General features: G+C 60.7%; 25 protein-coding genes. 6 read left to right on the top strand and 19 right to left on the bottom strand.

Annotated elements, in window-relative coordinates; translation table 11 throughout:
* Positions 1-115 precede the first annotated feature (115 nt).
* Positions 116-763 carry a LexA family transcriptional regulator gene (locus PSH86_RS10245; protein ID WP_109751666.1) on the top strand — a complete coding sequence of 216 codons (648 nt, stop codon included), beginning with the start codon at positions 116-118 and terminating at the stop codon, positions 761-763.
* Positions 764-792: 29 nt separating this feature from the next.
* On the opposite strand, the gene PSH86_RS10250 is transcribed toward PSH86_RS10245, so the two are convergent.
* Genes PSH86_RS10250 through PSH86_RS10265 form a run of 4 tightly spaced genes read right to left on the bottom strand, consistent with a single transcriptional unit; the run spans position 793 to position 6353 of the window.
* Entirely contained in the window at positions 793-2742 is a 1950-nt protein-coding gene (locus PSH86_RS10250; protein ID WP_305489523.1) for an acetyl/propionyl/methylcrotonyl-CoA carboxylase subunit alpha, read from the bottom strand.
* Positions 2739-3557 carry a gamma-carboxygeranoyl-CoA hydratase gene (locus PSH86_RS10255; protein WP_109751668.1) on the bottom strand — a complete coding sequence of 273 codons (819 nt, stop codon included), beginning with the start codon at positions 3555-3557 and terminating at the stop codon, positions 2739-2741. The genes PSH86_RS10250 and PSH86_RS10255 overlap by 4 nt, the downstream gene beginning before the upstream one ends.
* Positions 3558-3570: 13 nt before the next feature.
* On the bottom strand, positions 3571-5178 hold the full coding sequence (locus tag PSH86_RS10260) for a carboxyl transferase domain-containing protein (protein WP_163854576.1): 1608 nt from the start codon (positions 5176-5178) through the stop codon (positions 3571-3573).
* Between the two features lie 11 nt (positions 5179-5189).
* Positions 5190-6353 (bottom strand): isovaleryl-CoA dehydrogenase, encoded by a 1164-nt coding sequence (locus PSH86_RS10265; RefSeq protein WP_109751670.1) that lies wholly within the window; start codon positions 6351-6353, stop codon positions 5190-5192.
* A 185-nt stretch (positions 6354-6538) separates the two neighbouring features.
* Here PSH86_RS10265 and PSH86_RS10270 point away from each other — a divergent pair, with 185 nt between their 5' ends.
* Positions 6539-8236, top strand: coding sequence for an AMP-binding protein (locus PSH86_RS10270; RefSeq protein WP_305489527.1), 1698 nt, complete (start codon positions 6539-6541; stop codon positions 8234-8236).
* A 637-nt stretch (positions 8237-8873) separates the two neighbouring features.
* Here the strand turns inward: PSH86_RS10270 and PSH86_RS10275 are convergent.
* The 3 genes from PSH86_RS10275 to PSH86_RS10285 form a co-directional block, all read right to left on the bottom strand.
* Positions 8874-9773 (bottom strand): hydroxymethylglutaryl-CoA lyase, encoded by a 900-nt coding sequence (locus PSH86_RS10275; RefSeq protein ID WP_109751672.1) that lies wholly within the window; start codon positions 9771-9773, stop codon positions 8874-8876.
* Between the two features lie 97 nt (positions 9774-9870).
* The gene (locus tag PSH86_RS10280; protein ID WP_057447765.1) at positions 9871-10272 is read right to left on the bottom strand and encodes a MerR family DNA-binding transcriptional regulator; all 402 of its coding nucleotides are present in this window, start codon (positions 10270-10272) and stop codon (positions 9871-9873) included.
* A gap of 188 nt (positions 10273-10460) precedes the next feature.
* Positions 10461-11390 carry a LysR family transcriptional regulator gene (locus PSH86_RS10285; RefSeq protein WP_109751673.1) on the bottom strand — a complete coding sequence of 310 codons (930 nt, stop codon included), beginning with the start codon at positions 11388-11390 and terminating at the stop codon, positions 10461-10463.
* 177 nt (positions 11391-11567) lie between these two features.
* Here PSH86_RS10285 and PSH86_RS10290 point away from each other — a divergent pair, with 177 nt between their 5' ends.
* Positions 11568-12797, top strand: a complete 1230-nt coding sequence (locus tag PSH86_RS10290; RefSeq protein ID WP_305489532.1) for an acyl-CoA dehydrogenase — start codon at positions 11568-11570, stop codon at positions 12795-12797.
* A 289-nt stretch (positions 12798-13086) separates the two neighbouring features.
* On the opposite strand, the gene PSH86_RS10295 is transcribed toward PSH86_RS10290, so the two are convergent.
* From PSH86_RS10295 to PSH86_RS10345, 11 genes are all read right to left on the bottom strand, one after another.
* Positions 13087-13956 carry an oxaloacetate decarboxylase gene (locus tag PSH86_RS10295; RefSeq protein WP_109751675.1) on the bottom strand — a complete coding sequence of 290 codons (870 nt, stop codon included), beginning with the start codon at positions 13954-13956 and terminating at the stop codon, positions 13087-13089.
* Positions 13957-14135: 179 nt separating this feature from the next.
* Entirely contained in the window at positions 14136-14318 is a 183-nt protein-coding gene (locus PSH86_RS10300) for a hypothetical protein (RefSeq protein ID WP_116831917.1), read from the bottom strand.
* Positions 14315-14998, bottom strand: a complete 684-nt coding sequence (locus PSH86_RS10305; protein WP_249016247.1) for a transposase — start codon at positions 14996-14998, stop codon at positions 14315-14317. Before PSH86_RS10305 ends, PSH86_RS10300 begins: the two co-directional genes overlap by 4 nt.
* The gene (locus PSH86_RS10310) at positions 14995-15699 is read right to left on the bottom strand and encodes a hypothetical protein (protein WP_109751679.1); all 705 of its coding nucleotides are present in this window, start codon (positions 15697-15699) and stop codon (positions 14995-14997) included. The genes PSH86_RS10305 and PSH86_RS10310 overlap by 4 nt, the downstream gene beginning before the upstream one ends.
* A 199-nt stretch (positions 15700-15898) precedes the next feature.
* Positions 15899-16933 carry an arginine N-succinyltransferase gene (gene astA, locus PSH86_RS10315; protein WP_176688235.1) on the bottom strand — a complete coding sequence of 345 codons (1035 nt, stop codon included), beginning with the start codon at positions 16931-16933 and terminating at the stop codon, positions 15899-15901.
* A gap of 61 nt (positions 16934-16994) precedes the next feature.
* Positions 16995-18011: an arginine N-succinyltransferase gene (locus tag PSH86_RS10320; RefSeq protein ID WP_305489538.1), complete on the bottom strand. Its 1017-nt coding sequence runs from the start codon at positions 18009-18011 to the stop codon at positions 16995-16997.
* Between the two features lie 109 nt (positions 18012-18120).
* The gene (locus PSH86_RS10325; RefSeq protein ID WP_176688233.1) at positions 18121-19470 is read right to left on the bottom strand and encodes an APC family permease; all 1350 of its coding nucleotides are present in this window, start codon (positions 19468-19470) and stop codon (positions 18121-18123) included.
* 71 nt (positions 19471-19541) lie between these two features.
* Positions 19542-20294: an N-formylglutamate amidohydrolase gene (locus tag PSH86_RS10330; RefSeq protein ID WP_305489540.1), complete on the bottom strand. Its 753-nt coding sequence runs from the start codon at positions 20292-20294 to the stop codon at positions 19542-19544.
* Positions 20278-21630: a glutamine synthetase family protein gene (locus PSH86_RS10335; RefSeq protein ID WP_305489542.1), complete on the bottom strand. Its 1353-nt coding sequence runs from the start codon at positions 21628-21630 to the stop codon at positions 20278-20280. Before PSH86_RS10335 ends, PSH86_RS10330 begins: the two co-directional genes overlap by 17 nt.
* Entirely contained in the window at positions 21627-22271 is a 645-nt protein-coding gene (locus PSH86_RS10340) for an isochorismatase family cysteine hydrolase (protein WP_305489544.1), read from the bottom strand. Before PSH86_RS10340 ends, PSH86_RS10335 begins: the two co-directional genes overlap by 4 nt.
* Positions 22272-22273: 2 nt before the next feature.
* Positions 22274-23128 (bottom strand): MurR/RpiR family transcriptional regulator, encoded by an 855-nt coding sequence (locus tag PSH86_RS10345; RefSeq protein ID WP_109751686.1) that lies wholly within the window; start codon positions 23126-23128, stop codon positions 22274-22276.
* A 299-nt stretch (positions 23129-23427) separates the two neighbouring features.
* On the opposite strand from PSH86_RS10345, the gene PSH86_RS10350 reads away from it, so the two are divergent.
* Both PSH86_RS10350 and cobF read left to right on the top strand, forming a co-directional pair.
* A complete protein-coding gene (locus PSH86_RS10350) occupies positions 23428-23997 on the top strand; it encodes a histidine phosphatase family protein (RefSeq protein WP_305489547.1) in 570 nt (189 codons plus the stop codon).
* Positions 23998-24002: 5 nt separating this feature from the next.
* A complete protein-coding gene (gene cobF / locus PSH86_RS10355) occupies positions 24003-24761 on the top strand; it encodes a precorrin-6A synthase (deacetylating) (protein WP_305489548.1) in 759 nt (252 codons plus the stop codon).
* Between the two features lie 167 nt (positions 24762-24928).
* Here the strand turns inward: cobF and ftrA are convergent, their stop codons facing one another.
* On the bottom strand, positions 24929-25888 hold the full coding sequence (gene ftrA / locus PSH86_RS10360) for a transcriptional regulator FtrA (protein ID WP_305489550.1): 960 nt from the start codon (positions 25886-25888) through the stop codon (positions 24929-24931).
* Between the two features lie 101 nt (positions 25889-25989).
* On the opposite strand from ftrA, the gene PSH86_RS10365 reads away from it, so the two are divergent.
* The gene (locus PSH86_RS10365; RefSeq protein WP_109751690.1) at positions 25990-26424 is read left to right on the top strand and encodes a rhodanese-like domain-containing protein; all 435 of its coding nucleotides are present in this window, start codon (positions 25990-25992) and stop codon (positions 26422-26424) included.
* The last annotated feature ends 13 nt before the right edge of the window (positions 26425-26437 follow it).

Consider the following 26437-nt stretch of genomic DNA (forward strand, 5'->3'; position numbering starts at 1 on the left):
GTGTAGGGGGCTGAACTCCTGAATCCAGAATAGTACTTATCGTAATTGTGACGATAATTTAAATACTACAATTTGTGTTTTGAATGGTCACAGTCACCCACGTATCGTGCCGCACATGGATAAATGGATAGAGTTGGTCAAGGCCAAGATGAAGGAGCTGCGCATCACGCAAGTGGTGCTCGCAGAGCGGTTGGGAATGTCCCAGGGCGGCGTCGGCCATTGGCTGACCAAGCGCCGGCAACCCAGTGTCGAAGACATGAACCGGGTCCTGCGGGAGCTGGGGCTGGAGTTTCTGGAGGTGGCAATGGTGATTCGCGAGCCGGACACCTCCACGGACGAAGGCATGGCCCTGGCGCAGAAGTACAACCCGTACTTCCGCTACCCGGTCAGTGAATGGCATGAGGTTGGCGGGGTTCGCGAAGGTGATCCTGGCGCCTACAGCCAGGCGCGCTACGAGCTGACGGACTACCACGCCCTGGGCGATGCATTCTGGCTGGTAGTGGTGGGCGATGCGATGACCGCACCCAGCGGGTTGAGCATTCCCGAGGGCATGTCGATCCTGGTGGATCCGGCCATCGAGGCGGTGCCTGGCAAATTGGTGGTCGCCTGCTTGCCTGGCAGCAGTGACGCGACCTTTCGCAAATTGATCGAAGAGAGCGGTCAGCGTTACCTGGTTCCGCTCAATCCGACTTACCCGAAAACCCTGTACACCGAACAGTGCCGCCTCATCGGTGTGGTGGTGCAGGCTACCATCAGGTTCTGACTGGATCGGCCCTGGGAGCGGGCCGATTTCTATTCTTCGAACGCCACCAGGGCACTGCCCTCGCTGACCATTTCACCTTCCTGGCAATACAGTGCCTTGATCACACCGGCCTTCGGCGCCCGAATGCTGTGCTCCATTTTCATGGCCTCCAGTACCACCAGTTGAGCCCCGGCCTCCACCGTTTGGCCGACACTCACCAATACCCGCACGATACTGCCATTCATGGGCGCAGCCAGGCCACCTTGATGGCTGTGGCTGGCCTCGGCGGCGGCCAGAGGGTCGTACAGGTCGATCCGGTGCAGGTCACCCGCCCATTGCAGATACAGGCTATCGCCCCGGCGAATGGCCCGATGGCTGCGGCGCAGGCCGTGCTGCTCGATTATCAGTTGCTCGCCCTTGAGTTCCGCGCGGCGGGCGCTGATGTCCAGCGTTATCGCGCGATCCTGGCCTTCGCAGCTCAGGTGCAGGGTGGTTTCCCTGGGCAGCCCCAGGCGCAGCCCGGTGGTGCTGGCCCAAGGTGAGTCGGCGTCATCACCGCGTACGCGCGGTGTCAGGCTCAAGGCGAATCCCTGGGCGGCTGCGGACCAGAACGCGTCATCCAATTCGCCAGGCTCTGGAAGTAATTGCCCCTGGTAACGTGGGATAAATCCGGTATCCAGCTCCGCCGCCGCAAAAGCGGGGTGGGCCACGATTCGTCGCAGAAAACCAATGTTGGTTTTCAGCCCGCCAATGGCAAATTCGTCGAGCATGCTCAACAGCCGCAAGCGCGCCTGCTCACGGTCTTCACCCCAGGCAATCAGCTTGCCGAGCATCGGGTCGTAGAACGGCGAGATCTCGTCACCTTCCTCCACACCACTGTCGACCCGCCGCCCCGGCCCCTCGGCCGATTCGCGATACAACGCCAGGCGCCCGGTGGCCGGCAGGAAATCGTTGACCGGATCCTCGGCATACAGCCGTACTTCGATGGCGTGACCCAGCAGCGGCACTTGCGTTTGAGTGATCGGCAATGGCTCGCCTTGGGCGACGCGGATCTGCCAGGCCACCAGGTCCAGTCCGGTGATCGCTTCGGTGACCGGATGCTCGACTTGCAACCGGGTGTTCATCTCCATGAAGAAAAACTCGCCCCGCGCATCCAGCAGAAACTCCACCGTACCGGCCCCGACATAACCAATCGCCTGGGCCGCGCGCACGGCGGCTTCGCCCATCGCCCGCCGCAGTTGCGGGGTCAGGCCGGGCGCGGGGGCTTCTTCCACCACTTTCTGGTGGCGGCGCTGGATCGAGCAATCGCGTTCGTTGAGGTACAGGCAGTTGCCGTGTTGGTCGGCAAATACCTGGATTTCCACATGGCGCGGCTTGAGCAGGTATTTCTCCACCAGCATCCGTGAGTCGCCGAACGAGGACTGCGCTTCACGCTGGGCCGAGGCCAGGGCTTCGGCCAATTGGCTGACATCCTCGACGACTTTCATGCCCTTGCCGCCACCGCCGGCTGTGGCCTTGAGCAAAACCGGGTAGCCGATGCGCTCGGCGGCGTCGCGAAAGGTGTCCAGGTCCTGGGCTTCGCCGTGATAACCGGGCACCAGGGGCACCCCGGCAGTTTCCATCAAGGTCTTGGCCGCCGATTTGCTGCCCATGGCATCAATGGCCGAGGCCGGTGGGCCAAGGAAGATCAGTCCAGCGTCTTCAATCGCCCGGGCGAACCCGGCGTTCTCGGACAGAAAGCCATAGCCGGGGTGGATGGCCTGGGCGCCACTGGCTTTTGCGGCGGTGATCAATTTGTCGATTTGCAGGTAGCTGTCGGCTGCCTTGCTGCCGCCCAGGTCGACGCGAATGTCGGCTTCGCGGCTGTGGCGGGCATCGCGGTCGGTGGCGCTGTGTACGGCAACGGTGGTCAGGCCCATGGCCTTGGCGGTGCGCATCACGCGGCAGGCGATTTCGCCACGGTTGGCCACCAGTAACGTGGTGAGGGAGGGGGCGCTCATCGACGCGGCTCCTTATGACTCGATTCGGCTTGCCAGTTCGGCGCGCGCTTTTGCAGGAAGGCCCGCAGACCTTCCTGGCCCTCCGGGCTGACGCGAATACGGGCGATGGCGTTTTCGGTGTAGCGCCGCAGCGCCGGAGTCAGGGCGCCGTTACCGACTTCGCGCAACAGTTCCTTGCTGGCGCGCATGGCCGCCGGGCTGTTGAGCAACAGATTGTCGATCCATTGCTCGACTTGCTGGTCCAGGGTTTCGGCCGGGTAACTTTCCGACAGCAAACCGATTTCTTTCGCGCGTTGCCCGTCGAAGCGTTCTGCAGTCAGGGCATAACGACGCGCCGCACGCTCGCCGATGGCTTGCACCACGAACGGGCTGATCACCGCCGGCGCCAGGCCAATGCGCACTTCCGATAGACAGAACTGTGCTTCATCAGCGCCAATGGCCATGTCACAGGCGCTGATAAGCCCCAGTGCACCACCGAACGCCGCACCCTGGACGATGGCTAGCGTGGGAATCTTCAGCTTGGCGAGGTTGTACATCAGCTCCGCCAGTTCCCGGGCATCATCGAGGTTGGTGTGGTAGTCGAGCTCGGCCGATTGCTGCATCCAGGCCAGGTCGGCGCCAGCGCTGAAATGCTTGCCGCGCCCGCGGATCAGCAGGAAGCGCAAGTTTGGATCGCTGCTGACGTGGTCCAGGGCAAGGATCAGTTCGCGGATCATTTCGGCGTTGAACGCGTTGTTTTTCGACTCGCGGCTGAGCCACAGGGTGGCAACGCCCCGTGGGTCGGTGTGCAGTTCGAGGGTGTTGAAGTTATCCATGGTCATTCCCCGTTTACATCCGGAACACGCCGAAGCGGCTCGGTTCGATAGGCGCGTTCAGTGACGCGGACAAGGCCAGGCCCAGTATGTCGCGGGTCTGGGCCGGGTCGATGACGCCGTCGTCCCACAGCCTGGCGCTGGAATAATAGGGGTGGCCCTGTTCTTCGTATTGATCGAGGATCGGCTGCTTGATCTCGGCTTCCTGCTGGGCGCTGAAGGGATGGCCGCTGCGTTCGGCCTGCTCGCGCTTGACCTGTACCAGCACGCCGGCCGCCTGTTCGGCGCCCATCACACCAATCCGCGCATTCGGCCACATCCACAGGAACCGTGGGTCGTAGGCGCGACCGCACATGCCATAGTTGCCCGCGCCGAAGCTGCCGCCGATGATCACGGTGAATTTCGGCACTTTGGCACAGGCGACCGCCGTCACTAGCTTGGCACCATGCTTGGCGATGCCGCCCGCTTCGTACTTCTGCCCGACCATGAAGCCGGTGATGTTCTGCAGGAACAGCAGCGGAATCCCGCGCTGACACGCCAGCTCGATGAAGTGCGCGCCTTTCTGCGCGGCCTCGGCGAAGAGAATGCCGTTGTTGGCGAGGATCGCGACCGGGTAGCCGTGCAAGTGAGCGAAACCACACACCAGGGTCGTTCCGAACAGCGCCTTGAATTCGTCGAACACCGAACCGTCCACCAGGCGCGCGATCACTTCCCGGACATCGAACGGTTGCTTGGCGTCGGCCGAAACCACACCGTACAGCTCATCGCTCGAGTACAGCGGGGCGATGGGCAGGTGTTGCTGCAACTGCCCCTGTTTGTGCCAGTTGAGGTTGGCGACGCTACGACGGGCCAGGGCCAGGGCATGTTCGTCGCTGTCGGCGTAATGGTCGGCCACGCCGGAAATCTTGCAGTGCACGTCGGCACCGCCCAAGTCTTCGGCACTGACCACCTCGCCGGTGGCAGCTTTCACCAACGGTGGTCCGGCGAGGAAAATCGTCGCCTGCTGGCGGACCATGATCGCCTCGTCCGCCATGGCCGGCACATAGGCGCCACCAGCGGTGCAGGAACCCATGACCACGGCAATCTGCGGGATGCCCTGGGCACTCATGTTGGCCTGGTTGAAGAAGATCCGGCCGAAGTGCTCGCGGTCCGGGAACACTTCGTCCTGGCGTGGCAGGTTGGCGCCGCCGGAATCCACCAGGTAAATGCACGGCAGGCGATTTTGCTGGGCGATGGTCTGGGCGCGCAGGTGCTTCTTCACCGTCAGTGGATAATAAGAGCCACCTTTGACCGTCGCGTCGTTGGCGACAATCATGCATTCGACGCCTTCCACGCGACCAATGCCGGCAATCACGCCGGCCGCCGGCACATCTTCGCCATAGACTTCGTGAGCCGCCAACGGGCTGATCTCCAAAAACGGCGAGCCCGGATCCAGCAGCCGGTTGATGCGCTCACGGGGCAGCAACTTGCCCCGCGACGTATGCCGTTCCTGGGCCTTGGGGCCGCCGCCTTGGCGCACTTGCGCGAGCAAGGTGCGCAGGGCCTCGACGTGTCCGAGCATCGCATCGCGGTTGGCTATGAACTCCGGGGAGCGTGGGTTGAGCTGAGTGTGCAGCGTGGCCATGGTCAGCTCCGTTAGCGGGTTTCGTTGAACAGTTCGCGGCCGATCAACATCCGACGAATCTCACTGGTGCCAGCACCGATTTCGTACAGCTTGGCGTCACGCAGCAGGCGACCGGCCGGGAATTCATTGATGTAGCCGTTGCCACCGAGGATCTGGATGGCGTCGAGGGCCATTTGCGTGGCGCGTTCGGCGCTGTAGAGGATCACCCCGGCGGCGTCCTTGCGGGTGGTTTCGCCGCGCTCGCAGGCCTGGGCCACGGCATATAGATAAGCGCGGCTGGCGTTGAGCTGGGTGTACATGTCGGCGACCTTGCCCTGGATCAGCTGGAATTCGCCGATGCTTTGGCCGAATTGCTTGCGGTCGTGGATGTACGGCACGATCAGGTCCATGCACGCCTGCATGATCCCGGTCGGACCGCCGGAGAGTACGACGCGCTCGTAATCGAGACCGCTCATCAGCACTTTCACGCCGCCATTGAGCACACCGAGGATATTTTCTTCCGGCACTTCGACGTCATCGAAAAACAGCTCGCAGGTGTTGGAGCCACGCATGCCGAGCTTGTCGAACTTGTTGCTGCGGCTGAAGCCTTTCCAGTCGCGCTCGACGATGAAGGCGGTGATGCCGTGGGGACCTTTTTCCAGATCGGTCTTGGCGTAGATCACATAGGTGTTGGCATCGGGACCGTTGGTGATCCAGGTCTTGCTGCCGTTGAGCACGTAACGGTCGCCACGCTTGTCGGCCCGCAGTTTCATGGAGACCACGTCGGAGCCGGCGTTCGGCTCGCTCATGGCCAGGGCGCCGATGTGTTCGCCGCTGATCAGCTTGGGCAGGTACTTGGTTTTCTGTTCGTGGTTGCCGTTGCGGTTGATCTGGTTCACGCAGAGGTTGGAGTGGGCGCCGTAGGAGAGGGCGACCGAGGCCGAGCCGCGACTGATTTCTTCCATCGCCACCACGTGGGCCAGGTAGCCCAGGCCAGCACCGCCATATTCTTCCGGTACGGTAATGCCCAGCAGGCCCATGTCGCCGAACTTGCGCCACATGTCGGCGGGAAACAGGTTATCGATATCGATCTGCGCTGCTCGCGGCGCCAGTTCGGCCTTGACGAAGGCCTGCACCTGGTCGCGGAGCATGTCGATGGTTTCGCCGAGGGCAAAGTTCAGGGATGGGTAGCTCATGGGACACCTTTGGCTTTTTTATCGGGTGTGGAGAGTGGCGGAATGGCTCTCACCTTTACGTTAACGTAAGCCTGCGACGAGAAGCTGTCAATCGCCCTTTACGTTAACGTCAACTTGAGCGAGAGTAACTGTGCTCTGCATCAGGTTCACCGCTACACCCACTAATAAAGACAAGAGGGGGCGTCATGGATCAACCCGGTTCGCATTCGCAGCTCAGCTACACTCGTGGCTTCCAGGCCAAGGCCTTGTTGGCGCAAACCATCGGCGAGGTTTTCGACCAGACCGTAGCCCGGTATCCAGAGGGCGAGGCGCTGGTGGTTCGCCATCAATCGCTACGCTATACCTGGCAACAACTGGCCGAGGCCGTCGATCTGCACGCCCGCGCCTTGTTGGCGTTGGGCTTGAAAACCGGTGATCGCCTTGGCGTGTGGGCGCCCAATTGCGCCCAGTGGTGCATCAGCCAGTTCGCCAGTGCGAAGATCGGCGTCATTCTGGTCAACATCAATCCGGCCTATCGGGTTTCTGAACTCGAATACGTGCTCAAACAATCCGGATGCCAATGGCTGGTGTGTGCCGGGGCGTTCAAGACCTCGGATTATCACGCCATGTTGCAAGCGCTGGCGCCAGAGCTGGCAGAGCAATCGATCGGCCACCTGCAGAGTGAGCGCTTGCCGGATTTGCGAGGCGTGATCAGCCTCGATCCCCAGCCGCCTTCAGGCTTTCTACCCTGGGCGCAATTGGCAGGCCTTGGCGCGGCGGTTACGCCTGAACAACTGTCCGAGCGTCAGGCCAGCCTGCATTTCGATCAGCCGGTGAACATCCAGTACACCTCCGGCACCACCGGCTTTCCCAAGGGCGCGACCCTCAGCCATCACAACATTCTCAATAACGGTTACATGGTCGGCGAAAGCCTGGGCCTGAGCGCTGGCGATCGGTTGGTGATCCCGGTGCCGCTCTACCATTGCTTCGGCATGGTCATGGGCAACCTGGGTTGCATGACTCACGGCAGCACCATGATCTATCCCAACGATGCCTTCGACCCGTTGCTGACGCTAAAGGCCGTGGCCGAGGAAAAAGCCACTGCACTGTATGGCGTGCCCACCATGTTCATCGCCATGCTGGACCAGCCACTGCGAGGTGATTTTGACTTGTCCAGCCTGCGCACCGGGATCATGGCAGGCGCCACATGCCCCATCGAAGTGATGCGGCGGGTCATCAACGAAATGCACATGGCGCAAGTGCAGATTGCCTACGGCATGACGGAAACCAGCCCGGTGTCATTGCAGACTGGTCCTTCAGACGAACTGGAATTGCGCGTGACCACCGTCGGCCGCACCCAGCCGCAACTGGAAAGCAAAATTATCGATGAGGCAGGCAATGTCGTCCCGTGTGGGGCCGTTGGCGAACTGTGTACCCGTGGTTACAGCGTGATGCTGGGTTACTGGAACAACCCCAAGGGCACCGCCGATGCCATCGACTCCGATGGCTGGATGCACACCGGTGACCTGGCGACCATGGACGAGCAGGGCTATGTGCGCATCGTCGGACGTAACAAGGACATGATCATCCGTGGTGGCGAGAATGTTTACCCGCGCGAGCTGGAAGAGTTCTTCTTCACCCATCCGGCCGTGGCGGACGTGCAAGTGATCGGCATCCCGTGTTCGCGCTACGGCGAGGAAATCGTCGCCTGGATCAAGTTCCATCCCGGCCACAGCGCCAGCGAGCAAGAGCTGCAAGCCTGGTGCAAGGAGCGTATTGCCCACTTCAAGACGCCGCGTCATTTCAAATTCGTCGAGGAATTCCCGATGACGGTCACCGGCAAGATCCAGAAATTCCGCATGCGCGAAATCAGCATCGAAGAACTGCGCAAGAAGGAAGACTAGCCACAAGACCTGTGGGCGCGAGCCTGCTCGCGATGCGGTGTGTCGGTCAAAGCGCTGTGGCTGATACACCGCCTTCCAAACAACCGAAAAACCAAAACCCCAGACAGCACAAAGGGGAGCCGAAGCTCCCCTTTAATTTTGTCGTCGCGTGCTCTTTTTTTATTATTGAGGGGCGGCCTGTTGTTGTTTTTGGCAGCCGTGGCCCTTTACCGCTGTTTTTGGCGATCCCCATCCGGGATCAAGAGCAAACGTATTTTTTTGAGCGCTGATCTGCTTTTTCGCCTTGCGATCCAACCGATTCGGGAGCTACCTGAAGGTAGTTTTATTATTCTCTGCCCGGTTGCGGGTTGCTTCTGGAAGCACCCTGAAAAGCACATCTTCTCCAAAAAAATCTGTTAGCTGCGTCTCTGCCGTGTTGTTTTTGTTATGTCAGAGTCGTTTCGTCTTGTTTTTATTGGGTTTGCTGCGTTTTTTTATTCTTGTTATGCCAGAGATATAGCAGATGGCGTGCCAACTTTTAAAAACTCATATAAATCAATGAGTTGTGTTTTTAGGCTGAAAAAGCTGGCGGGCCAAACCTGACAAATTGTTTCCGTGTTACTCGTTTCGCCGCTGTTACAAAGCCAGCGGTAACACCTCACTGTGCGCTACGGGCCTTGGCGACCCGCGACCCGCTAGGACGACCGAGCACATCACAGATCTGCCGACCCGCGGCAATCAGGGCATTCAGATCGACACCGGTTTCGATACCCAGCCCATCGAGCAGGTACAGCACGTCTTCGGTGGCAACGTTACCGCTGGCGCCCTTGGCATAAGGGCAGCCGCCAAGGCCGGCGATGGAGCTGTCGAACACCGCGATGCCTTCCAGCAGGCTGGCGTACACGTTGGCCATGGCCTGGCCGTAGGTATCGTGGAAGTGTCCGGCGAGCTTGTCCCGCGGCACCTCGGCGCCCACCACTTCGAACATCCGGCGTGTGGCGCCAGCGGTGCCTGTGCCGATGGTGTCACCCAGGGAGACCTCGTAGCAGCCCATCGCATACAGTTCCCGAGCGACCCAAGCCACCTGCTCAGGCTTGACCGCACCTTCATAGGGGCAGCCCAGTACGCAGGACACGTAGCCGCGCACACTGACGCCGTGCTGCCTGGCGGCCTCCATGATCGGCGCGAAGCGCTCCAGGCTTTCCTTGATAGAGCAGTTGATGTTGCGCTGGGAGAACGCTTCGGACGCGGCGGCGAATACCGCGACTTCTTTTACGCCCGCCGCCAGCGCGTCTTCAAAGCCCCGTAGGTTTGGTGCCAGAGCGCCATAGGTCACACCCGGCTTGCGTTGGATCTGCGCGAACACCTCGGCGGAGCCGGCCATTTGTGGCACCCACTTGGGCGAGACGAAACTGCCGACTTCGATGTAGCCCAGGCCGGCGGCGCTCAAGGCATCTACCAGGCGCACCTTGTCGGCGACGCTGATGGGCTGTGCTTCATTCTGCAGGCCGTCACGAGGGCCGACTTCGATCAAGCGTACAAAGGAGGGGAGGGACATGGGGATTGACCTGTGGTGGGGGTGCCAATATATCGAGAGCAATGATGAGCCATTGTGGGAGCGAGCAGGCTCGCTCCCACAGTTTTTTCAGAAAGTGTTACTGGACGATTTCCTCGCCTTTGATCGTTTGCTCCAGCGCCTGGATACAGCGTTCTTCAGCGGTGTCGAGTTCCAGCTTCATCTGTTCGATGTCCAGCAATTGCTGTTCGAGTTGTTCCCGGCGCTCGGCGATTTTCGCCAGCATGCTGTGCAACTGCTTCTGATTGCCGCTGGAGGGATCGTAGAGTTCGATCAGCTCGCGGCACTCGGCCAGGGAAAAACCGATGCGCTTGCCCCGCAGGATCAACTTCAGGCTGACCTTGTCCCGCGGCGAGTAAATACGTTCCTGGCCCCGTCGCTCCGGGCTCAACAGGCCTTGTTCTTCATAGAAGCGGATGGCCCGGGTGGTGATATCCAGCTCGCGGGCGAGGTCGGAGATGCTGTAGGTCTGACTGCTCATGAACGCGCTCGAAACGAAAGGGACTGGCGCTAAGCTAATGGCAGGTTGACGTTCGCGTCAAGCAATGAGGTTTTGCACACGAAACCTGTGGGAGCGAGCCTGCTCGCGATAGCGTCGAATCAGTCGCCATGGCATTGGCTGGTCTACCGCTATCGCGAGCAGGCTCGCTCCCACAATATTATCGTCTTCTAAACCGTATCGAGCTTCTTCTCATGGGCCGTCACCTGCTGGCACAGCTCGATCATCTGCTCGCGCATCCAGCGGTTGGCGGGGTCCTGGTCGGTGCTTTCGTGCCAGTACAAGTGGGTTTCCACCGGTGGCACGTCGTTGACCGGGAGCAGGAAGGCGTGCAAATCGTGACGACGGGCAAAGCGTTCGGGAACGGTCATGACCATATCGGTCTGCTGTAGCACCTGGGAGGCCATCAGGTAGTGCTGGGAGCGCAGGGCGATCTTGCGCTGGATGCCCATCTTGCCGAGGGCCAGGTCGACATAACCCAGGCCGTTGCGGCGACTCGAAATATGCACGTGGGTCTGGGCCAGGTAATCGTCGAGGCTGATCTTTTCCTTGCCCGCCAATGGATGGCCCTTGCGCATGGCGCACACGTAGCGATCTTCCATCAACTTGACGTGGCGCACCTGCGGGTCGGTGTTGAGCGGCGCGTCGACGGCGAAATCGAGGCGGCCGGCGGCCAGTTCCTTGGTGGTTTCACGGCGCTTGGAGAGGAAGCTTTCGATCGCCACGGTCGGTGCCAGGCGGCGCAGGCGTTGGAACAGCAGGGGCAGGATCACGCCTTCAGTGAGGTCGGTCATGCTGATGCGGTAGGTCTTGACCGCCTGCAACGGGTTGAAGATCCGGCTTTCCTGCACCGATACCCGCAGCAGCGACAAGGCGTTGCGCACCGGACCGATGATGTTCTGGGCCATGGGCGTCGGCACCATCCCTTGGGCAGTGCGCACGAAGAGTGGGTCGTTGAAGGTCTCCCGCAGGCGGGCCAGGGCATTGGACACGGCCGGCTGAGTGATGCCGACGATCTGCCCGGCGCGGGTCAGGTTGGCTTCGGTGTAGATCGCATCGAAGACAATGAAAAGGTTGAGGTCGACCTTGCTCAGATTCATGGCGCTGCACTCTTGTTCTTGGGCTTGTTGTGAGGTGCCGGGTGGCGATGAGAATCAGTGAAACATATATCGGTGATGAATGTTAATACACGCCGAGAATAGGTTAGGTAAATTTTCGTAGCTGAACTAGCATCGATTTCATGACCTAAAACAACCTCTGCCCAGAAGGTGCTGCTCATGGATTTTGCGTATTCCCCCAAGGTTCAGGAACTGCGTGAACGTGTCACGGCGTTCATGGATGCCTACGTCTACCCAGCCGAAGCGGTGTTCGAACGGCAAGTGGCCGAAGGCGACCGCTGGCAACCCACGGCCATCATGGAAGAGCTCAAGGCCAAGGCGAAGGCTGAAGGTTTGTGGAACCTGTTCCTGCCAGAATCCGAGCTGGGTGCCGGCCTGACCAACCTGGAATATGCGCCATTGGCGGAGATCATGGGCCGTTCGCTGTTGGGGCCGGAGCCGTTCAACTGCTCGGCGCCGGACACCGGCAACATGGAAGTACTGGTGCGTTATGCCAATGAAGAACAAAAGCAGCGCTGGCTCGAGCCACTGCTGCGCGGCGAGATTCGCTCGGCCTTTGCCATGACCGAGCCGGACGTCGCCTCCTCGGACGCCACCAACATGGCCGCCCGTGCTGAGCGTGACGGTGATGAATGGGTGATCAACGGCAAGAAGTGGTGGACTTCAGGGGCCTGTGACCCGCGCTGCAAAATCCTGATCTTCATGGGCCTGAGCAATCCCGATGCGCCACGGCATGCCCAGCACTCGATGATCCTGGTTCCGGTGGATACGCCTGGGGTAAAAATCGTCCGGCCACTGCCGGTGTTCGGCTACGACGATGCGCCGCACGGGCATGCCGAAGTGCTGTTCGATAATGTGCGGGTGCCGTACGAAAATGTCTTGTTGGGTGAAGGACGTGGCTTCGAAATTGCCCAGGGTCGCCTCGGTCCTGGTCGCATTCATCACTGCATGCGTTCCATCGGCATGGCCGAGCGCGCCTTGGAATTGATGTGCAAGCGGGCCGTCAGCCGCACGGCCTTCGGCCAGCCGTTGGCGCGCCTGGGCGGTAACGTCGACAAGATTGCCGACTCGCGAATGGAAATCGACATGGCGCGCCTGTTGACCTTGAAGGCGGCGTATATGATGGACACCGTTGGCAATAAAGTGGCGAAAAGCGAAATCGCCCAGATCAAGGTCGTCGCGCCGAACGTGGCCTTGAAAGTCATCGACAGGGCGATCCAGATCCACGGTGGCGCCGGGGTCTCCAACGATTTCCCGCTGGCCTACATGTACGCCATGCAACGGACCCTGCGCCTGGCCGACGGCCCCGATGAAGTCCACCGCGCCGCCATCGGCAAGTTCGAGATTGGCAAGTACGCGCCCAAGGAGATGTTGCGTAGCGGGCGCTGAAGACCTGTTTCACCCTGGCAACGCTATCGCGAGCAGGCTCGCTCCCACAGGGGTTGTTGGGCGGACGCAAGATTGGCGTTCACTGCAAACCCCTGTGGGAGCGGGCTTGCCCGCGATAGCGGCAGCACATTCAACACTGATGCAAACTGACCCACCGCTTTCGCGAGCAAGCCCGCTCCCACCATGAATTTTCTGGGTATTCGAGATATTCGATTTACCCACAGATCAATGTGGGAGCGAGCCTGCTCGCGATAGCGTCCTTGAGTATCACCGCAGGCTGGAGGTCAGCTTACTCCTTGACGCTCATGTACTCCTCGGCCCAGCGGATGTAGTCCTCGGGCTGGGTGTAGGTATGAGTCAGTTCGGTGGCGTTGAGGTCTGACGCCTGGGTGAATATCTGCCGTTGTTCGCGAAGGCTGTCATACGTGGCCTTGATCGCGGCGAAATAGGCGCCGTGGCCGTCGATGGTCACGCGCACGCCCAACTCGGCCAGGCGCTTGTCGTCGCGCAGCAGTGGGTTGCCATAAGTGACAAGCATCAGCGGCACCGTCAGGTTTTCGCTGATCTTCTCCAGGTGATCGAAGTCCTGCACGCCCACCATGCAAATCCCGTCCGCCCCGGCACGTTCATATTGCTGGGTCCGGCTGATGATTTCCTGGACCGGCAGAATACCGGCGTTGGTCCGGGCAATGATCGCCATTTCCGAATCGACTCGCGCCTCCAGGGCTGCACGAATCTTGCCGACGCCTTCGGCGACGCTGATCAGGTCGGTGGACTTACGCCCGAACTGGGCCGGCAGCAAGGTGTCCTCGATGGTCAACGCCGCAATGCCGGCACGTTCCAGTTCGACGATGGTGCGCATCACGTTCAGGGCATTGCCGTAGCCGTGGTCGGCGTCGGCAATGACCGGTAGTTGGGCCACGCGGCCGATGCGGGTGGCCTGTTCGGCAAATTCGCTCAGGGTGATCAGGGCGAAGTCCGGCGCGCCCAATACTTGCAACGACGCCACCGAGCCTCCCAGGATGCCCACTTCAAAACCCAGGTCGGCGGCGATACGCGCCGACATGGGGTCAAATACCGATGCGGTGTGGTAGCAGGTCTTGGAAGCCAGCAGTTGACGGAAGTCACGACGCAAATCTTGATGGGAAAGCCTGGACATATGAGTTCCACCAATGGAATGGAAAGGCTTGAGCAAAAGTGTCAACGCCGAAAGATCCAAAGGCTATCACGTGGCAAGCGCAAAGATGATGACGAATGTGTATGGGCGATGCGTTTACGGCATCGAAGAAAGGCCGCAGGCCCGGAAAGTCTGCAGCCGGGTGAAGGCCATCAAGCTATTCAGTCTTCGGTCGGTAGGCTCCAGAGTTGCTTGATCTCATGGATGTTTCCGACGTTGAAGCGGGTGGGGAATCCGGGAATTGTGCAGTGAGTGTCGTTCGTCAATTGGACTGCGGTATCGACCACATCGGTACCTGCCCGCAGCAATGGAGCTTGCTCCCAGTCTTTCATCAGTTTATTCAAGTTTCTTCCTCCTTTCTTTGGTTACTGGACAGTGAAGGGCTACCGGCATCGAGCAGCGACAGCGTATCGGTAAACAACGCGATTTCTTGCGCCGCTACGCCGGGGTATAGAGGGTAATAATTCCTGTCAAAACACCAGGCTTCGTCGATCTTGTCTAAACGTTCGGGATGGATAAGCAGACTGAGGGATGCAGACATTGTGTTCGGGGCTATTTGCTTATGGATTACCCGCAAGGCAGGCATGTACAAGACTTTTCCTGGCGCAAGTTTAAGTCTTCGCGCTTTACCCAAGCGGGGTCTTTTACCTTTTTGCAGGGGTAGATCATCGAGTATTTCCCGGGTAATGGTGGTGTAGCCATCTCCGCTGTAGCCGACCGAATAAATTTCAAAGTCGTGACTGTGATTCAGGTCGTAAATGAAAGTTTCGCGCTCATCCTGCGTCTTTACCGGGGACCAAAACCCCAGGCGAAGGGTGAATGAAGAATTTTTATACAGAACAAAACCATAAGCGTTATAGAGACTGTTGCGTGTACTAAAGCCGTCTTGCTGGAGGGTGGAATAAAGATGATTGCTCAATAAACAACGGTTTGACGCCAACTGACGCAGATCCGCAATGATCCAGGTTCTGTCTCGCTGCAGATCATAGGTATTCAGGCGCTCAATAAAAGCTTCCAGCTTCATGTCGCCTGCTCCAATGGGCGAAGCAAGTTGTCCAGGCGCGTATTTTTGAATTTTTTCAGTAGTGGGACGTAGTTCAGCGCGTTTTGCGGGTCAGCCCGATAAAGCATCTGGAAGGCTTTCCAGGCCACGGCGGGGTGATAGTGGTAGATCAGCTCCCCGGCAACCCTGGCGCCTCCTGGGTCCTGGATTGTTTCGAGCAGTTCGAGGCTCACCAGGTACCGGGCGGCACTGCCGTCATGAGGCAGCCAGGCGGTTTTGCGCAATGAGGCACGGTCAAATACGCTGATGTCCGAACTTCGGTCGGGAAAGTTAATCCTGCCGATCAACCCCGCCTGTTTTCGGCTCTGTTGGGAGTAGTCGAACAGGGTTCGACTACCATCGATGACCAGAGGATTGTTGTTGTCGATGATCCGAGTGTCAGCTTTTTCAAGTTGATGCCCGTCAAGGATGTATTGCTGGACTTCGAAGGGGCGATCCAGTGCGAATAAAATACTCTGGCCGGGCACCGAGTACAGTTGCGAAGAAGTATTGTTGAACGCAAGTGCCTTGATACTGATATTGCCAATGTCCGTGCAGTGCAATGTGAGGGTGCCCGTGTGCGGGTTGGTCATGTTCATGATGGCTGCGCGGCGAGACTGCGCCGTAGCAAAATTTTGTTGAGCGTACAGGTCTTCGATCAATTGCTTGATTTGTGCACTCATGTCTAATGTCGTGATTGTCTGCGCTACGTATTCGGGCGGTAATCTTGTGGCAATCAGATTTCTGATCATGAATATTGCCGTTACAGTGGGGCGGTGCGCGAAAGTATGGGTCTCGAGTTAGTGAGTGGCAATTATGCAATTGTGGAGAAGTATTGCTGCTTAATGATATTGATTATCCAAGGCTGGGCGATACCCAGGGCTACGCCGCCTCCGCCTGCTGCCCCAGCCTGGGCAATGTCACGGCGCGCACCGTATCGCCCGGTTGTACCTGCAGGCGTTTGGCGGTGAGGCGATCGACGAGCAGCTTGTTGCCATGCTGGTGCGCACGGGCGCTGGTGACACGGCAATTTTCCAGGCGTCGATTGTAGATCAGCCAGACCGGTGCCTGTTCGTCCGGGGTGCCAATGACCAGGGTCAGCGCCTGGCTATCGCGTACGGTGCGGATCTTCGACACCGGCGCCTCAATCACCGGGCCACCGTCAAAAATATCAATGTAGCCTTTGTGGCTGAAACCCTCGGCGCTGAGGATTTTCATGGCCGGCTCGGTGTTCGGGTGAGCCTTGCCGATCACCGCCTGGGCCTGTTCGGTGAGCAGGCAGGTATACAGCGGCTGGCGTGGCATCAGCTCGGCGATGAACGATTTGTTGCCCATGCCGGACAACTGATCGGCGTAGCTGAAATCCTTCTTGAAAAAGTGCCTTCCCAGGCTGTCCCAGAACGGCGAACAACCCTGTTCATCGGCATGGCCCCGCAGTTCGGCAATCAGTTTTTCACCGAATAGCTGGGAAAATTCGGCAACGAACAACAGGCGCGCCAAGGACAACAGACGTCCGTTATGGCCACGGCGTTGTTCGGGGTGCAGGAACAACGAGCAGATTTCCGATTGCCCGGACATCTCATTGTTCAGGAACAGGGTCGGGATCTGCCGCTGGATCCCCAGCTCCGGCGCCGAGCTGACGGTAAGCCCGACCCGATAGTTGTACCAGGGTTCGCGCAGCCCGACCGCGCCGGTCAGGGCGCTGATACCCACCACCTGCCGGTCATCGTCTTCGAGCACGAATAGATAATCGGCGTCGGCACGTTCGACTTGCCCGGCAAAGGTCCGCTGGGCCCAGCGAACGCGGTGGGCCAGGCGTTCTTCGCTGGCCGGCAGGCTGGTGAAACCGGGGCCTGCGCAACGGGCCAGGTTCAGCAATGCGGGCAGATCGGTGAGGGCGACCGGACGGACAATCATGATGCAGCTCCTTCATCGTGTCGGCCCGGGCGCCGATGCATGCCAACGGATCGAGTGAGGTTCATAGGGCAACCACCCGGATCCGCTCGCCATCGATGATGTCCAAGGCGGCCAGCATGTCAGGCGACAAAGCCACGGGCCCCTCGGTGTTGACGTCCAGCCCGGCGACGATGGCCCGATAGTTTCCAAGGCGGTCGTTGCTCACCAGGTAATGGCCTCTTGCATCAATCTGCCGGCTTTGCCGCGCCGTGGCGATTCGACTTTGCGTGATGGTGCGGATGTTCGCGATACGGGCATGCACGGTCGGCCCGCCGTCGAAGATATCGACGTAGCTGTTGGTCTCGAAACCCTCGCGCGCCAGGATGTCGAAGGCGTCCTGGCCGTCGGGATGGACCCGGCCGATACAGGCCTGGGCCGCTGGGGGGAGCATGGGCACGTAGATTGGGTACTGCGGCATCAGTTCGGCGAGAAAGGTGCGGCTCTGCAAGCCACACAACCGTTCGGCTTCGACGTAGGGCAGGTCGAAGAAGTGCTGGCCGATGGCGTCCCAGAAAGGCGACTGGCCGTCTTCGCTGCTGAAACCGACGATTTCGGTGATGACCGATTCGGCGAAGCGTTGCGGGTGAGCCGCGATGAACATCAGCCGGGCCCGGGACAACAGCTCCGATTCCGGCGTGCGCACCCGCTCGGCGTCGATGTGGAAGCCCCGCAGCAGCGTCTGCCCGGTGAGGTCCTGGCACAGCGACAGCGCCGGCACGCCATGCTGGATGTTCAGCTCTCGGGACTCGCTGGAAAACGGCCGGTTGCGCAAGCTGTAGAACGGTTCGTTGCAACCGGTGCTGGCGAGAATTTCCGAGCAGCCGACCAGACGCCCGGATTCCTGGTCCTGCAAGACAAAAAAGTAATTCTCTGCGCCAGGGCTCTGCACATCGGCCTCGAACGAGGCGCACGAATCGAGGATCTTTTCCTCCAGGCGCCCGCTATCGTCCGGCAGTGACGTGACGCCCACCAGGCTGTCACGGGCCAATTGTTGCAATTGTGGCAGATCGGTTAATTGAACTGGACGTAAGACCAGCATGGATTGCACTCCTGTTCCAAGAGCCCGGTGACAGGCACCGGGCTTGACAATCACTGTCGATGTCCACGCGTTGTAACCACGGTTGATCGAATCCTTCGACCGCCGGCCCTCACTGACCGGCCGGATCGGGCACGGTGCCAGGGGTGCCGAATTTATTGAGCACACACAGATAGACCACGCCCGCGGCAATCCAGATCAGGCCGAGCTTCTGCGCCGCCACGCCCATGTTGTACATGATGGCCGCGACGATCACGAAGCCGATCAATGGGCAGATCAAGTGGCGAATCAGCTGGCCGGACTGCTGGCGGCGCCAGTAGTGGTTGATGACGGTGATGTGCAGCAACATGAAGCCGCTCAGGGCGCCGAAGTTGACCAGGGAGGTGAGGGTGTCCACGGCGTCGATGAACAGGTAGCAGATCAGCAGCGAGAGCACCGCCACCAGGTAGATGCTCAAATACGGTGTGTTGTGTTTGGGATGGACCTTGGCCAGCACCTTGGGCAACTGGCCGTCCCGGGCCATGCCGAACAACAGGCGCGACACGGCCGCCTGGGAGGTGATCGCCACCGCCACGCCCCAGGCCAGGGCCGTGGCAACCGCGGTCAAGGTAGCTAGCCAACTGCCAGCCGCCAGTTCAGCGATTTCATAGAACGCGGTGTCGGCGGACTTGAAACCCATGCCGGCCGCCAGGTCCGTGGCGATCCAGGTTTGCACCACGAAAATCGCCCCCATCACCAGCAAGGTCACCAGCGCCGCCTTGCCGACGCTGCGGCCCGGGTCGCCCTTGATTTCTTCCGCAAGGGTGGAAATGGCATCGAAGCCCAGGAACGACAATACTGCGATGGACACGGCTTGCATCAGCAGGGCGAAGTTGAAGTGTTCCGGGCTGTACAGCGGCGCCAGGGTCAGTTGGCCGTTTCCAGCCCCACCGTGCAGGGCATTCCAGGCGTAGAACAGGAAAATCCCCAGTACCACCAACTGCGCCAGCAGGAAAATGATGTTCATCCGCGCAGTGAAGGTGATGCCCCGCAGGTTCACGAAGGTCGCACTCACCAGGAAGGCCAGGATGAAACCGACCTTGGGAATGTCCGGGTACAAATGGTTCAGCGCCATGGCGGCGTAGACATAGAGCAGCGGCGGGATCAGTAGATAGTCCAGCAGCATCAGCCAGCCGGCGATGAACCCGACGTGTGGGTTGAGGCCGCGTTGCGCGTAGGAATAGACCGAACCTGCCACCGGAAAGGCTCGGGCCATGCTGCCGTAGCTCAGGGCAGTAAACAGCATCGCCACCATGCCGATGATGTACGCCAGCGGCACCATCCCCGGTGCTTCGGCGTTGACGTAGCCATACACGCCGAACGGTGCGATGGGGATCATGAAAATCATCCCGTATACCACCAGGTCTGTCAGCGACAGGCCGCGCTTCAATTCCTGTTTGTAGCCAAATGCCTCAATGCTCATGAGCCGTTTTCCTTTTCAGCTGTGGGTTGCTCTTGCTTGCTGTCTGTCGCTGGGAGCCTGCCGCTGCCGCGCTACAGCAAAGGTGCCAGGTAGGCACTCCAGGTCCGTACCGCCTCGGGGCTGCGCAACAGGTCGTTGCGCACTTCGATCAATACCGAATCCAGGCCGCGTCCATCGCCGTGCACCGGGACCGTCATGTCGCTCAAGGGGTTGATCTTGTAGGGCTGGTTGCCCGCCGCCCGCAGTGAGTGCCGGCCCAGCCCGTCGACGATACGTTGGGCGTATTCCTTGGCTTCGCCGAACAGCACGCCCGCTTCCAGGGCGCGCGGTTGGCCATAGAACACCGGGGTGAAACTGTGGATGCCCACCACGCGCACCGGTCGGTTGGCGGCCAGGCGCTGGTCGATCAACGCCCGCAATCGATCATGGAAGGGGTGGAACAGGCACTGCCGGCGATATTCGCGAGTGGCTTCGTCCAGGGCATGGTTGCCCGGGACCTGATAGATCTCGCTCTGGGCTGGAATGCTGTCCGGCACGTGCAGTGGGCGGTTGAGGTCGATCAGCAGCCGTGAATAGTTGGCCGACAGCAACGTTGCGCCGAGGGTTTCGGACAGGCGTTCGGCCAAGGCCAGGGCACCGATATCCCAGGCGATGTGCTCCTGGGACGCCGTTTCATCCAGACCCAGGTCATTCAGCGCACCGGGAATGAAGCGGCTGGCGTGTTCGCACACCAGCAGCACCGGATGTTCGGACTCCTCCCGGGCCAGCCGGTAAGGTGGCTTGGTGTAGAGACCTGATTCAGCACATTCAATAGATTCGTGCATAGTGCTCACAACGCTCGGCAGATGACAGCGCCTGGGTCAAGGCCAGCTCCTGGGCCTTCAAGGCGAAGTAGGTTTCGACCAGCGGGCCGGGCAGGGTTTCGAGCAGCGCCCCGCTGTGGCGAAGGCAGTCCAGTGCCTCGGCCAGGGTTGTCGGCAAGGCGATAATGCCACGGGCACGACGTTGTGCTTCATCCAGCTCATCGGGTATTTCATCGGTGACAGCGTTCAACGCCAGTCGTTGCTGGATGCCCAGGCGCCCGGCGATCAACAGCGCCGCCATCGCCAGGTGCGGCGAGGCGCTGGCGTCCATGGCGCGGAACTCCAGGTTGTACTGGTTCGCCAGCGGTTTTCCACCCAGGCTCACGGTCGGGCAGATGCGCAGCGCCGCCTCGCGGTTGCGCTGTCCCAGGCACGCATAGGATGCGCTCCAGTGATGCGGTTGCAGCCGCTCGTAGGACACTGGCGTCGGCGCGGTCAGCGCACACAGCGCCGGCAGATAGTGCAGCACCCCGGCGGCCCAATGCTGGCCGAGGCTGGACAAGCCGTTGCTGCTGGCGGCGTCATGCAGCACCGGGTCTGCGCTCAGGTCTTGCAGGCTCAGGTGCAAATGCACGCCGTTGCACACGGCATGTTCCGAGGTCTTGGGGGCGAAGCTCACGTCCAGGCCCATTTGCCGGGCGATCTCGCGGGTGATTTCCCGTACGTTCACGGCTCGGTCGGCAGCAGCCACGCCCAAGGTCGGGCGGCAAGTGATCTCGTATTGCTGCTTGCCATATTCAGGCAGGAACATTTCCGGCTCGACGCCGCCAGCGCGCAGGGCGCTGAGCAACCACCCGGCGAACCCGGCCTGCTGGCGCTGGGCCTGGAGGCTGAAGGCCAGTCGATCAGGCTGCGCAGGCGTGGTCACCAGGTTGAATTCATGTTCGAACGCGGCGAAAACCTGCAAGCCCAGGTCGGCGCGATAACGCTCCACTTCGTCCTGCAGCAGCGTGCGCGGGCAGGCGCTCCAGCGGCGGCCATCGGTCTCCCGGATGTCGCAATGGATGAAGTCCAGGGCGGGCGCCTGGGCGTCGGGGCCGTTGTTGACGGTTACCCGGCTGGACAGGTCCGGCACCAGTCGCAGGTCGCCATAGGCGCCCCAGGGGTTGGTCGAAGCGATGATGTCCTGGGGCGTCAGCGCGCTGTTGGCCGGCACCCAGCCACAACCGGCGGTGACGTAGTGGGGCAATTCATCGCTGGGAAACGAGCGCCCACGGGTCACGCCGATCAGGTCGGTGGTCACCAGCGTCGTGACGGGCAACGGGGCGAGGATGCTAGCAGTATCGAGGCGGCTCACGGCTGCATCTCCTGCAAACGCGCGAGTACGGTGTCGGTATCGGTGATCCAGCAATAGCCTTTGATCGCGTTCAGGCATGCCAGGTGCCGTTGTTCGGTGTAAGTGGCGCAAGCGTCTTCCACCAGTGTGACCAGGTAGCCGCGGTCGGCGGCGTCGCGCACGGCCATGTCGACGCACTGGTCGGTGACGATGCCGGCGACGATCAGGTGTCGGGTCCGCAGGTTGCGCAGCACGTAGTCGATGTTGGTGGAATTGAAAACCCCGGAGGAGGTCTTGGGCAGCACGATTTCGTTTTCCAGCGGCGCCAGTTCGGCAATGATCTGCGCCTCTGGGCTGCCCTTGGGCAGGTGCATGTCCGACAGCTTGTGATCCAGGGAACGGTCGCGGCCATCGGCGGTGAGGCTTTCGATGTGGGTGTGCAACACGTTGTGCTGTGCTTTTCGCATCGCATTGAGCATGCGCTGCTGGTTGGGGATGACCTGCTGGCGCGCCCGATGGATGAAGTACTCGGCCTCCCGGGTGTGCAGGTGGGCATCGAATTGCGGTTCCAGCCAGGCGCGTTGCATGTCCACCAGCAGCAATGCGGTGTGGTCGCGAGTGAACGGCAAATCCCGAGGGGAGCGGTGGGGGAGCGAGAACATCCTTATTTTTCCTCCAACAGGTGCGTGTTGAATTCCGTGCGCAAGGCGTCGATGCCTTCCAGGCGTTCGGCCAGTTCGGGGCATTGCAGGGTCAGGCAGGCGATCAGTGCCTCGACCTGGGCCAGCGCCGGCACCAGGCTGTCGAAGGCTGAGATCGATTCCACCGGGGCGCTGATGATCAGGTCGGCCAGCTCGCGCAAGGGCGAGGCATAGACGTCGCTGAACAGCACGACGCGGGCGTGGCGCTCCTTGGCCGCGCTGGCCACGCGCAGGGCTTGGGCCTGGTAGCGACGGTAATCGAAGATCAGCACCACGTCCTGGCGTTGCACGTCGAACAGCCGGTCGGGCAGTTGGGCGTTATCGTCCAGGGCGAAACAGCCAGCGCGCAGCAGACGCAAATGGTTGAGCAGATAGTGGGCCAGGAAGCTGCTGAAGCGCCCGCCGAAGCAATGCACCTGATGGCGGCTGTCGAGCAGCCACTGCACAAGAATGCGCACGTCTTCGGGTTGGGTCAGGGCCTGGGTGTCGATGAGCTTGCGTTGACTGGCGGCCAGGTACTGGCTCCAGGTATCGCCTTGCTGCAATTTGGCCCGCGGTTGCAACAGAGTGCGTGGGGAGCGCAGGCGATGGTCCATGTCACTGAGCAGAGCATCCTGGAATTCGGCATAACCGCCAAACCCGAGCTTTTTCACCAGCCGCACGATGGTCGGGTCGCTGACGCCGGCATGGTCTGCCAGGCGTGACATCGGACCGAGGCCATTGCGTGGGTAGTGATCGAGCAGGGCACGTACGACCTTGCGTTCCGACGGCGTCAAAACCAGGCCGGGATCAGTGATCAGGTCTCTGAGGGGTGGCATCCGTGCTCCTTGCCGGGATGGGTGTTGAATTTCTTTCATAACTCCTGAAAACAGTATTTATGTAGCTGGTGCTACATGTCCAGCGGTTTTTACGTTCCGTTTAAAATGCTCCAGAATTGTGCGAAACCCCTGTAGGAGTTGGTCCTGACTGGGTAGACCAGGTATGTCAGCCGATGCTTCTGGTGATGTCGGATATAGCGCCTTTTTGTCTCGGTTATTTGATTTCGTATAAGGTGCTGTACAACTAAATGCATGAATATCCCGTCCATGCGCCCCTTCCGATTGCCTGAGTATCCAGCGTGCAAGCCACTCGACTGACCTTGATCTGCCACGCTCGCACCGTCGCCCAGAAGCAGGCGAGCTTCGGTCTGGACGAATCGTTGGACGCCGAATGGCTGGCGCGTTCAGCGCAGGTTGCCCAGCGCTACCGAAATGTCCGGCAACTGCTGTGCGGGCCGGAGTTGCGTACTCGTCAGACCGCCGCCTTGTTCGGCGACGAACCCCGGGTGGACCCGGCCCTGGTCGATTGCGATCTGGGACGCTGGCGCGGGCTGTCCATCGATGAGTTGCTCAAGGCTGAACCGCAAGCCGTGCAAACCTGGCTCGACGATGCCGAGGCGGCCCCCCATGGCGGTGAATCTGTCGCCCAGTTGTGTCGCCGTGTGGCTGATTGGCTGACCGACCTGGAAAACCGACCAGGACATCTGCTGGCCGTCACCCACCCCTTCGTGATCCGTGCAGCGCTGGTGAATGTCCTGGGTTGCCCGGCCGCCACATTCAACCGGATCGACATTGAACCGTTGTCCACCCTCGAACTGCGTTTCAACGGCGTATGGCGATTGCGCACCCAGGGACCTGGCCAGGAGTAGCCGCGATGAAGAAGTTGTCAGTCATTGGCATCGGGGCCGGCGATCCGGACCACTTGACGATGCAGGCGGTGAAAGCCTTGAACCGCTTGGACGTGGTCTTTCTCATGGACAAGGGCCCGGCCAAGGACAAACTGTTGGACCTGCGGCGTGAAATCTGTCGACGCTACATCGTTGATCGCACCTACCGTTTCGTCGAAGCCGACAGCCCGGAGCGCCAACGCGGCGACCTGGACTACAAGGACAGCGTCGAAGCGTTGAACCGAGCTAAACAGGCCACCTTCGAACGCTTGATCGATGAAGAACTGTCCGACGGTCAGTGGGGTGGTTTTCTGGTGTGGGGCGATCCGGCGTTGTACGACAGTACCGTGCGCATCCTGCAGGCGATCCTCGATGCGGGCCGCTGCGTTTTCGAATTCGAGGTGATCCCCGGTATCACCAGTGTCCAGGCCCTTGCCGCCCGGCACAAAGTGCCGTTGAACAGCATTGGTGGTGCGCTGGAAATCACCACTGGACGCCGGTTGGCGGCAGGGCAGGTGGGTGATGCGGCGAGTATGGTGGTGATGCTCGATGCCGAGGACGCCTATCGCCAGGTGAGCGATCCCGATACGCAGATTTACTGGGGCGCCTATGTGGGCACGCCAGATGAAATCCTTATCGCCGGCCGACTGGGAGACGTGGCCGATGACATCGAACGCACCCGCAAGGCTGCGCGCAAGGCGAATGGGTGGATCATGGATACGTATTTGTTGCGTAAGCCCCAATGATGCCGCCCATCAACCTGTGGCGAGAGGTATGTGGGAGCAAGGCTTGCCCGCGATACAGGCGATGAGGGCTTCCAGAAATCGAGGCGCTCATATCGCGAGCAAGCTTTGCTCCCACATATATTCGCTCGCCATGACAGCGTTCGACAATTCCATCACCAATGGGCTACTTACCCCCGCCCAAACCGCTCCCGATACACCGACGGCGCCAACCCCACGACGCTGCGAAACGCCACGCGAAAGCTTTCCACCGAGCGGTAGCCACACAGTTGTGCGATGTTGTCGGTGTTGTCCCCGGTGCTTTCCAGTAGCTCACGGGCCCGGGCCAGGCGTTCATGTTGCAGCCAGGCCTTGGGCGACACACCGCAGGCCTGGGTGAAATGGCGCAGGAAGGTGCGTTCGCTCATGGCCGCCTGGCTGGCCAGTTCGCGCACGCCGAGTGGTTCATGCAGGCGTTCGCGAGCCCATTGCATGACGCTCGACAGGTCGCTGCGTGGCGTGCGGCTGACCGGCGAGGGAATGAACTGGGCCTGGCCGCCCGTACGTTGCGGCGACATCACCAATCGGCGCGCCACGGAGTTGGCGACCTGGACACCATAGTCCCGTGCCACCAGGTGCAAGCAGGCATCGATACCGGCGGCGCTGCCCGCCGAGGTGATGACCTGTCCTGAATCCACATACAGCACATCCGGGTCTACCCGCACGGCGGGAAAGCTTGCGGCCAGTTCGTCGGTGTAGCGCCAATGCGTCGTGGCGCCCAGGCCATCGAGCAGCCCGGCGGCGGCGAGTACGAAGGCACCGGAGCAGATCGACAGCAGGCGCGCACCACGGGCGTGGGCCCTGCGCAGCGCCTCGAGCAACGCCGGGGACGGTGGCTCGCTGCGGCTGCGCCAGCCTGGCACGACAATGGTCCGAGCGGTTTCGAGCAGTTCCATGCCGCCATCGGCCAATACCTGGAAGCCGCCCATGGCGCGCATCGGCCCTTCATCGACCGCGACGATCCGATGCACGTACCAGGGGAAATCGAATTCCGGTCGCTCCAATCCGAAGATCTCGACGGCAACACCGAATTCGAAAGTGCACAGGCCGTCGTAGGCGAGGATCGCGACCAGACCAGGAGTAGGCTGCATTTGGCGGAAAATTCCCACAGAGTGTCTTGTGCGCCACTGTAGCGGTAAGCACCAGGGGGATAAAGTCTCTTCATGCCTTATCTATCCTGGAGTACACACCCATGACCAGCCTGGTTCGCGAAGTGCCTGCTGCCCCGTCCGATATCGCCCTGCAGCATTTCAGTAGTCGCCTGACATTCGAAACGGATTGTTCCGACGTTCATGCCAGCCAACAGGTCGGCAACGTTGATTTTGTGTTGGTGGACGTACGCGGACCACTGGCCTACGAGCGCGGCCATGTACCCGGGGCGATCAACCTGCCAACTCGCACGATCACCGCCCAGGCACTGGCCGCCTACGCCAAGACCACCCTGTTCGTGGTGTATTGCGCCGGCCCCCATTGCAATGGCGCGAACAAGGCGGCGGTGCGTCTGGCAACCTTGGGTTACCCGGTGAAGGAAATGATCGGCGGCGTCATGGGTTGGCTCGATGAAGGCTTTCGCCTGACCGGCTCAGTGGAGCGCGTGGCGGACCAGGCCATTCGCTGCGATTGCTGAGGCTGGCCGATCC

The organism is Pseudomonas sp. FP2300, assembly GCF_030687595.1.
Lineage (GTDB): Bacteria > Pseudomonadota > Gammaproteobacteria > Pseudomonadales > Pseudomonadaceae > Aquipseudomonas > Aquipseudomonas bijieensis.

Coding starts and splice junctions, on each gene's coding strand:
- PSH86_RS10275 (WP_109751672.1), bottom strand. CDS start 9,773: ATGTCCCTCCCCTCCTTTGTACGCTTGATCGAAGTCGGCCCTCGTGAC.
- PSH86_RS10330 (WP_305489540.1), bottom strand. CDS start 20,294: ATGCACGAATCTATTGAATGTGCTGAATCAGGTCTCTACACCAAGCCA.
- PSH86_RS10255 (WP_109751668.1), bottom strand. CDS start 3,557: ATGGATAACTTCAACACCCTCGAACTGCACACCGACCCACGGGGCGTT.
- PSH86_RS10260 (WP_163854576.1), bottom strand. CDS start 5,178: ATGGCCACGCTGCACACTCAGCTCAACCCACGCTCCCCGGAGTTCATA.
- PSH86_RS10250 (WP_305489523.1), bottom strand. CDS start 2,742: ATGAGCGCCCCCTCCCTCACCACGTTACTGGTGGCCAACCGTGGCGAA.
- cobF (WP_305489548.1), top strand. CDS start 24,003: ATGAAGAAGTTGTCAGTCATTGGCATCGGGGCCGGCGATCCGGACCAC.
- PSH86_RS10325 (WP_176688233.1), bottom strand. CDS start 19,470: ATGAGCATTGAGGCATTTGGCTACAAACAGGAATTGAAGCGCGGCCTG.
- PSH86_RS10365 (WP_109751690.1), top strand. CDS start 25,990: ATGACCAGCCTGGTTCGCGAAGTGCCTGCTGCCCCGTCCGATATCGCC.
- PSH86_RS10270 (WP_305489527.1), top strand. CDS start 6,539: ATGGATCAACCCGGTTCGCATTCGCAGCTCAGCTACACTCGTGGCTTC.
- ftrA (WP_305489550.1), bottom strand. CDS start 25,888: ATGCAGCCTACTCCTGGTCTGGTCGCGATCCTCGCCTACGACGGCCTG.
- astA (WP_176688235.1), bottom strand. CDS start 16,933: ATGATTGTCCGTCCGGTCGCCCTCACCGATCTGCCCGCATTGCTGAAC.
- PSH86_RS10245 (WP_109751666.1), top strand. CDS start 116: ATGGATAAATGGATAGAGTTGGTCAAGGCCAAGATGAAGGAGCTGCGC.
- PSH86_RS10320 (WP_305489538.1), bottom strand. CDS start 18,011: ATGCTGGTCTTACGTCCAGTTCAATTAACCGATCTGCCACAATTGCAA.
- PSH86_RS10280 (WP_057447765.1), bottom strand. CDS start 10,272: ATGAGCAGTCAGACCTACAGCATCTCCGACCTCGCCCGCGAGCTGGAT.
- PSH86_RS10345 (WP_109751686.1), bottom strand. CDS start 23,128: ATGCCACCCCTCAGAGACCTGATCACTGATCCCGGCCTGGTTTTGACG.
- PSH86_RS10290 (WP_305489532.1), top strand. CDS start 11,568: ATGGATTTTGCGTATTCCCCCAAGGTTCAGGAACTGCGTGAACGTGTC.
- PSH86_RS10285 (WP_109751673.1), bottom strand. CDS start 11,390: ATGAATCTGAGCAAGGTCGACCTCAACCTTTTCATTGTCTTCGATGCG.
- PSH86_RS10340 (WP_305489544.1), bottom strand. CDS start 22,271: ATGTTCTCGCTCCCCCACCGCTCCCCTCGGGATTTGCCGTTCACTCGC.
- PSH86_RS10310 (WP_109751679.1), bottom strand. CDS start 15,699: ATGAGTGCACAAATCAAGCAATTGATCGAAGACCTGTACGCTCAACAA.
- PSH86_RS10305 (WP_249016247.1), bottom strand. CDS start 14,998: ATGAAGCTGGAAGCTTTTATTGAGCGCCTGAATACCTATGATCTGCAG.
- PSH86_RS10295 (WP_109751675.1), bottom strand. CDS start 13,956: ATGTCCAGGCTTTCCCATCAAGATTTGCGTCGTGACTTCCGTCAACTG.
- PSH86_RS10265 (WP_109751670.1), bottom strand. CDS start 6,353: ATGAGCTACCCATCCCTGAACTTTGCCCTCGGCGAAACCATCGACATG.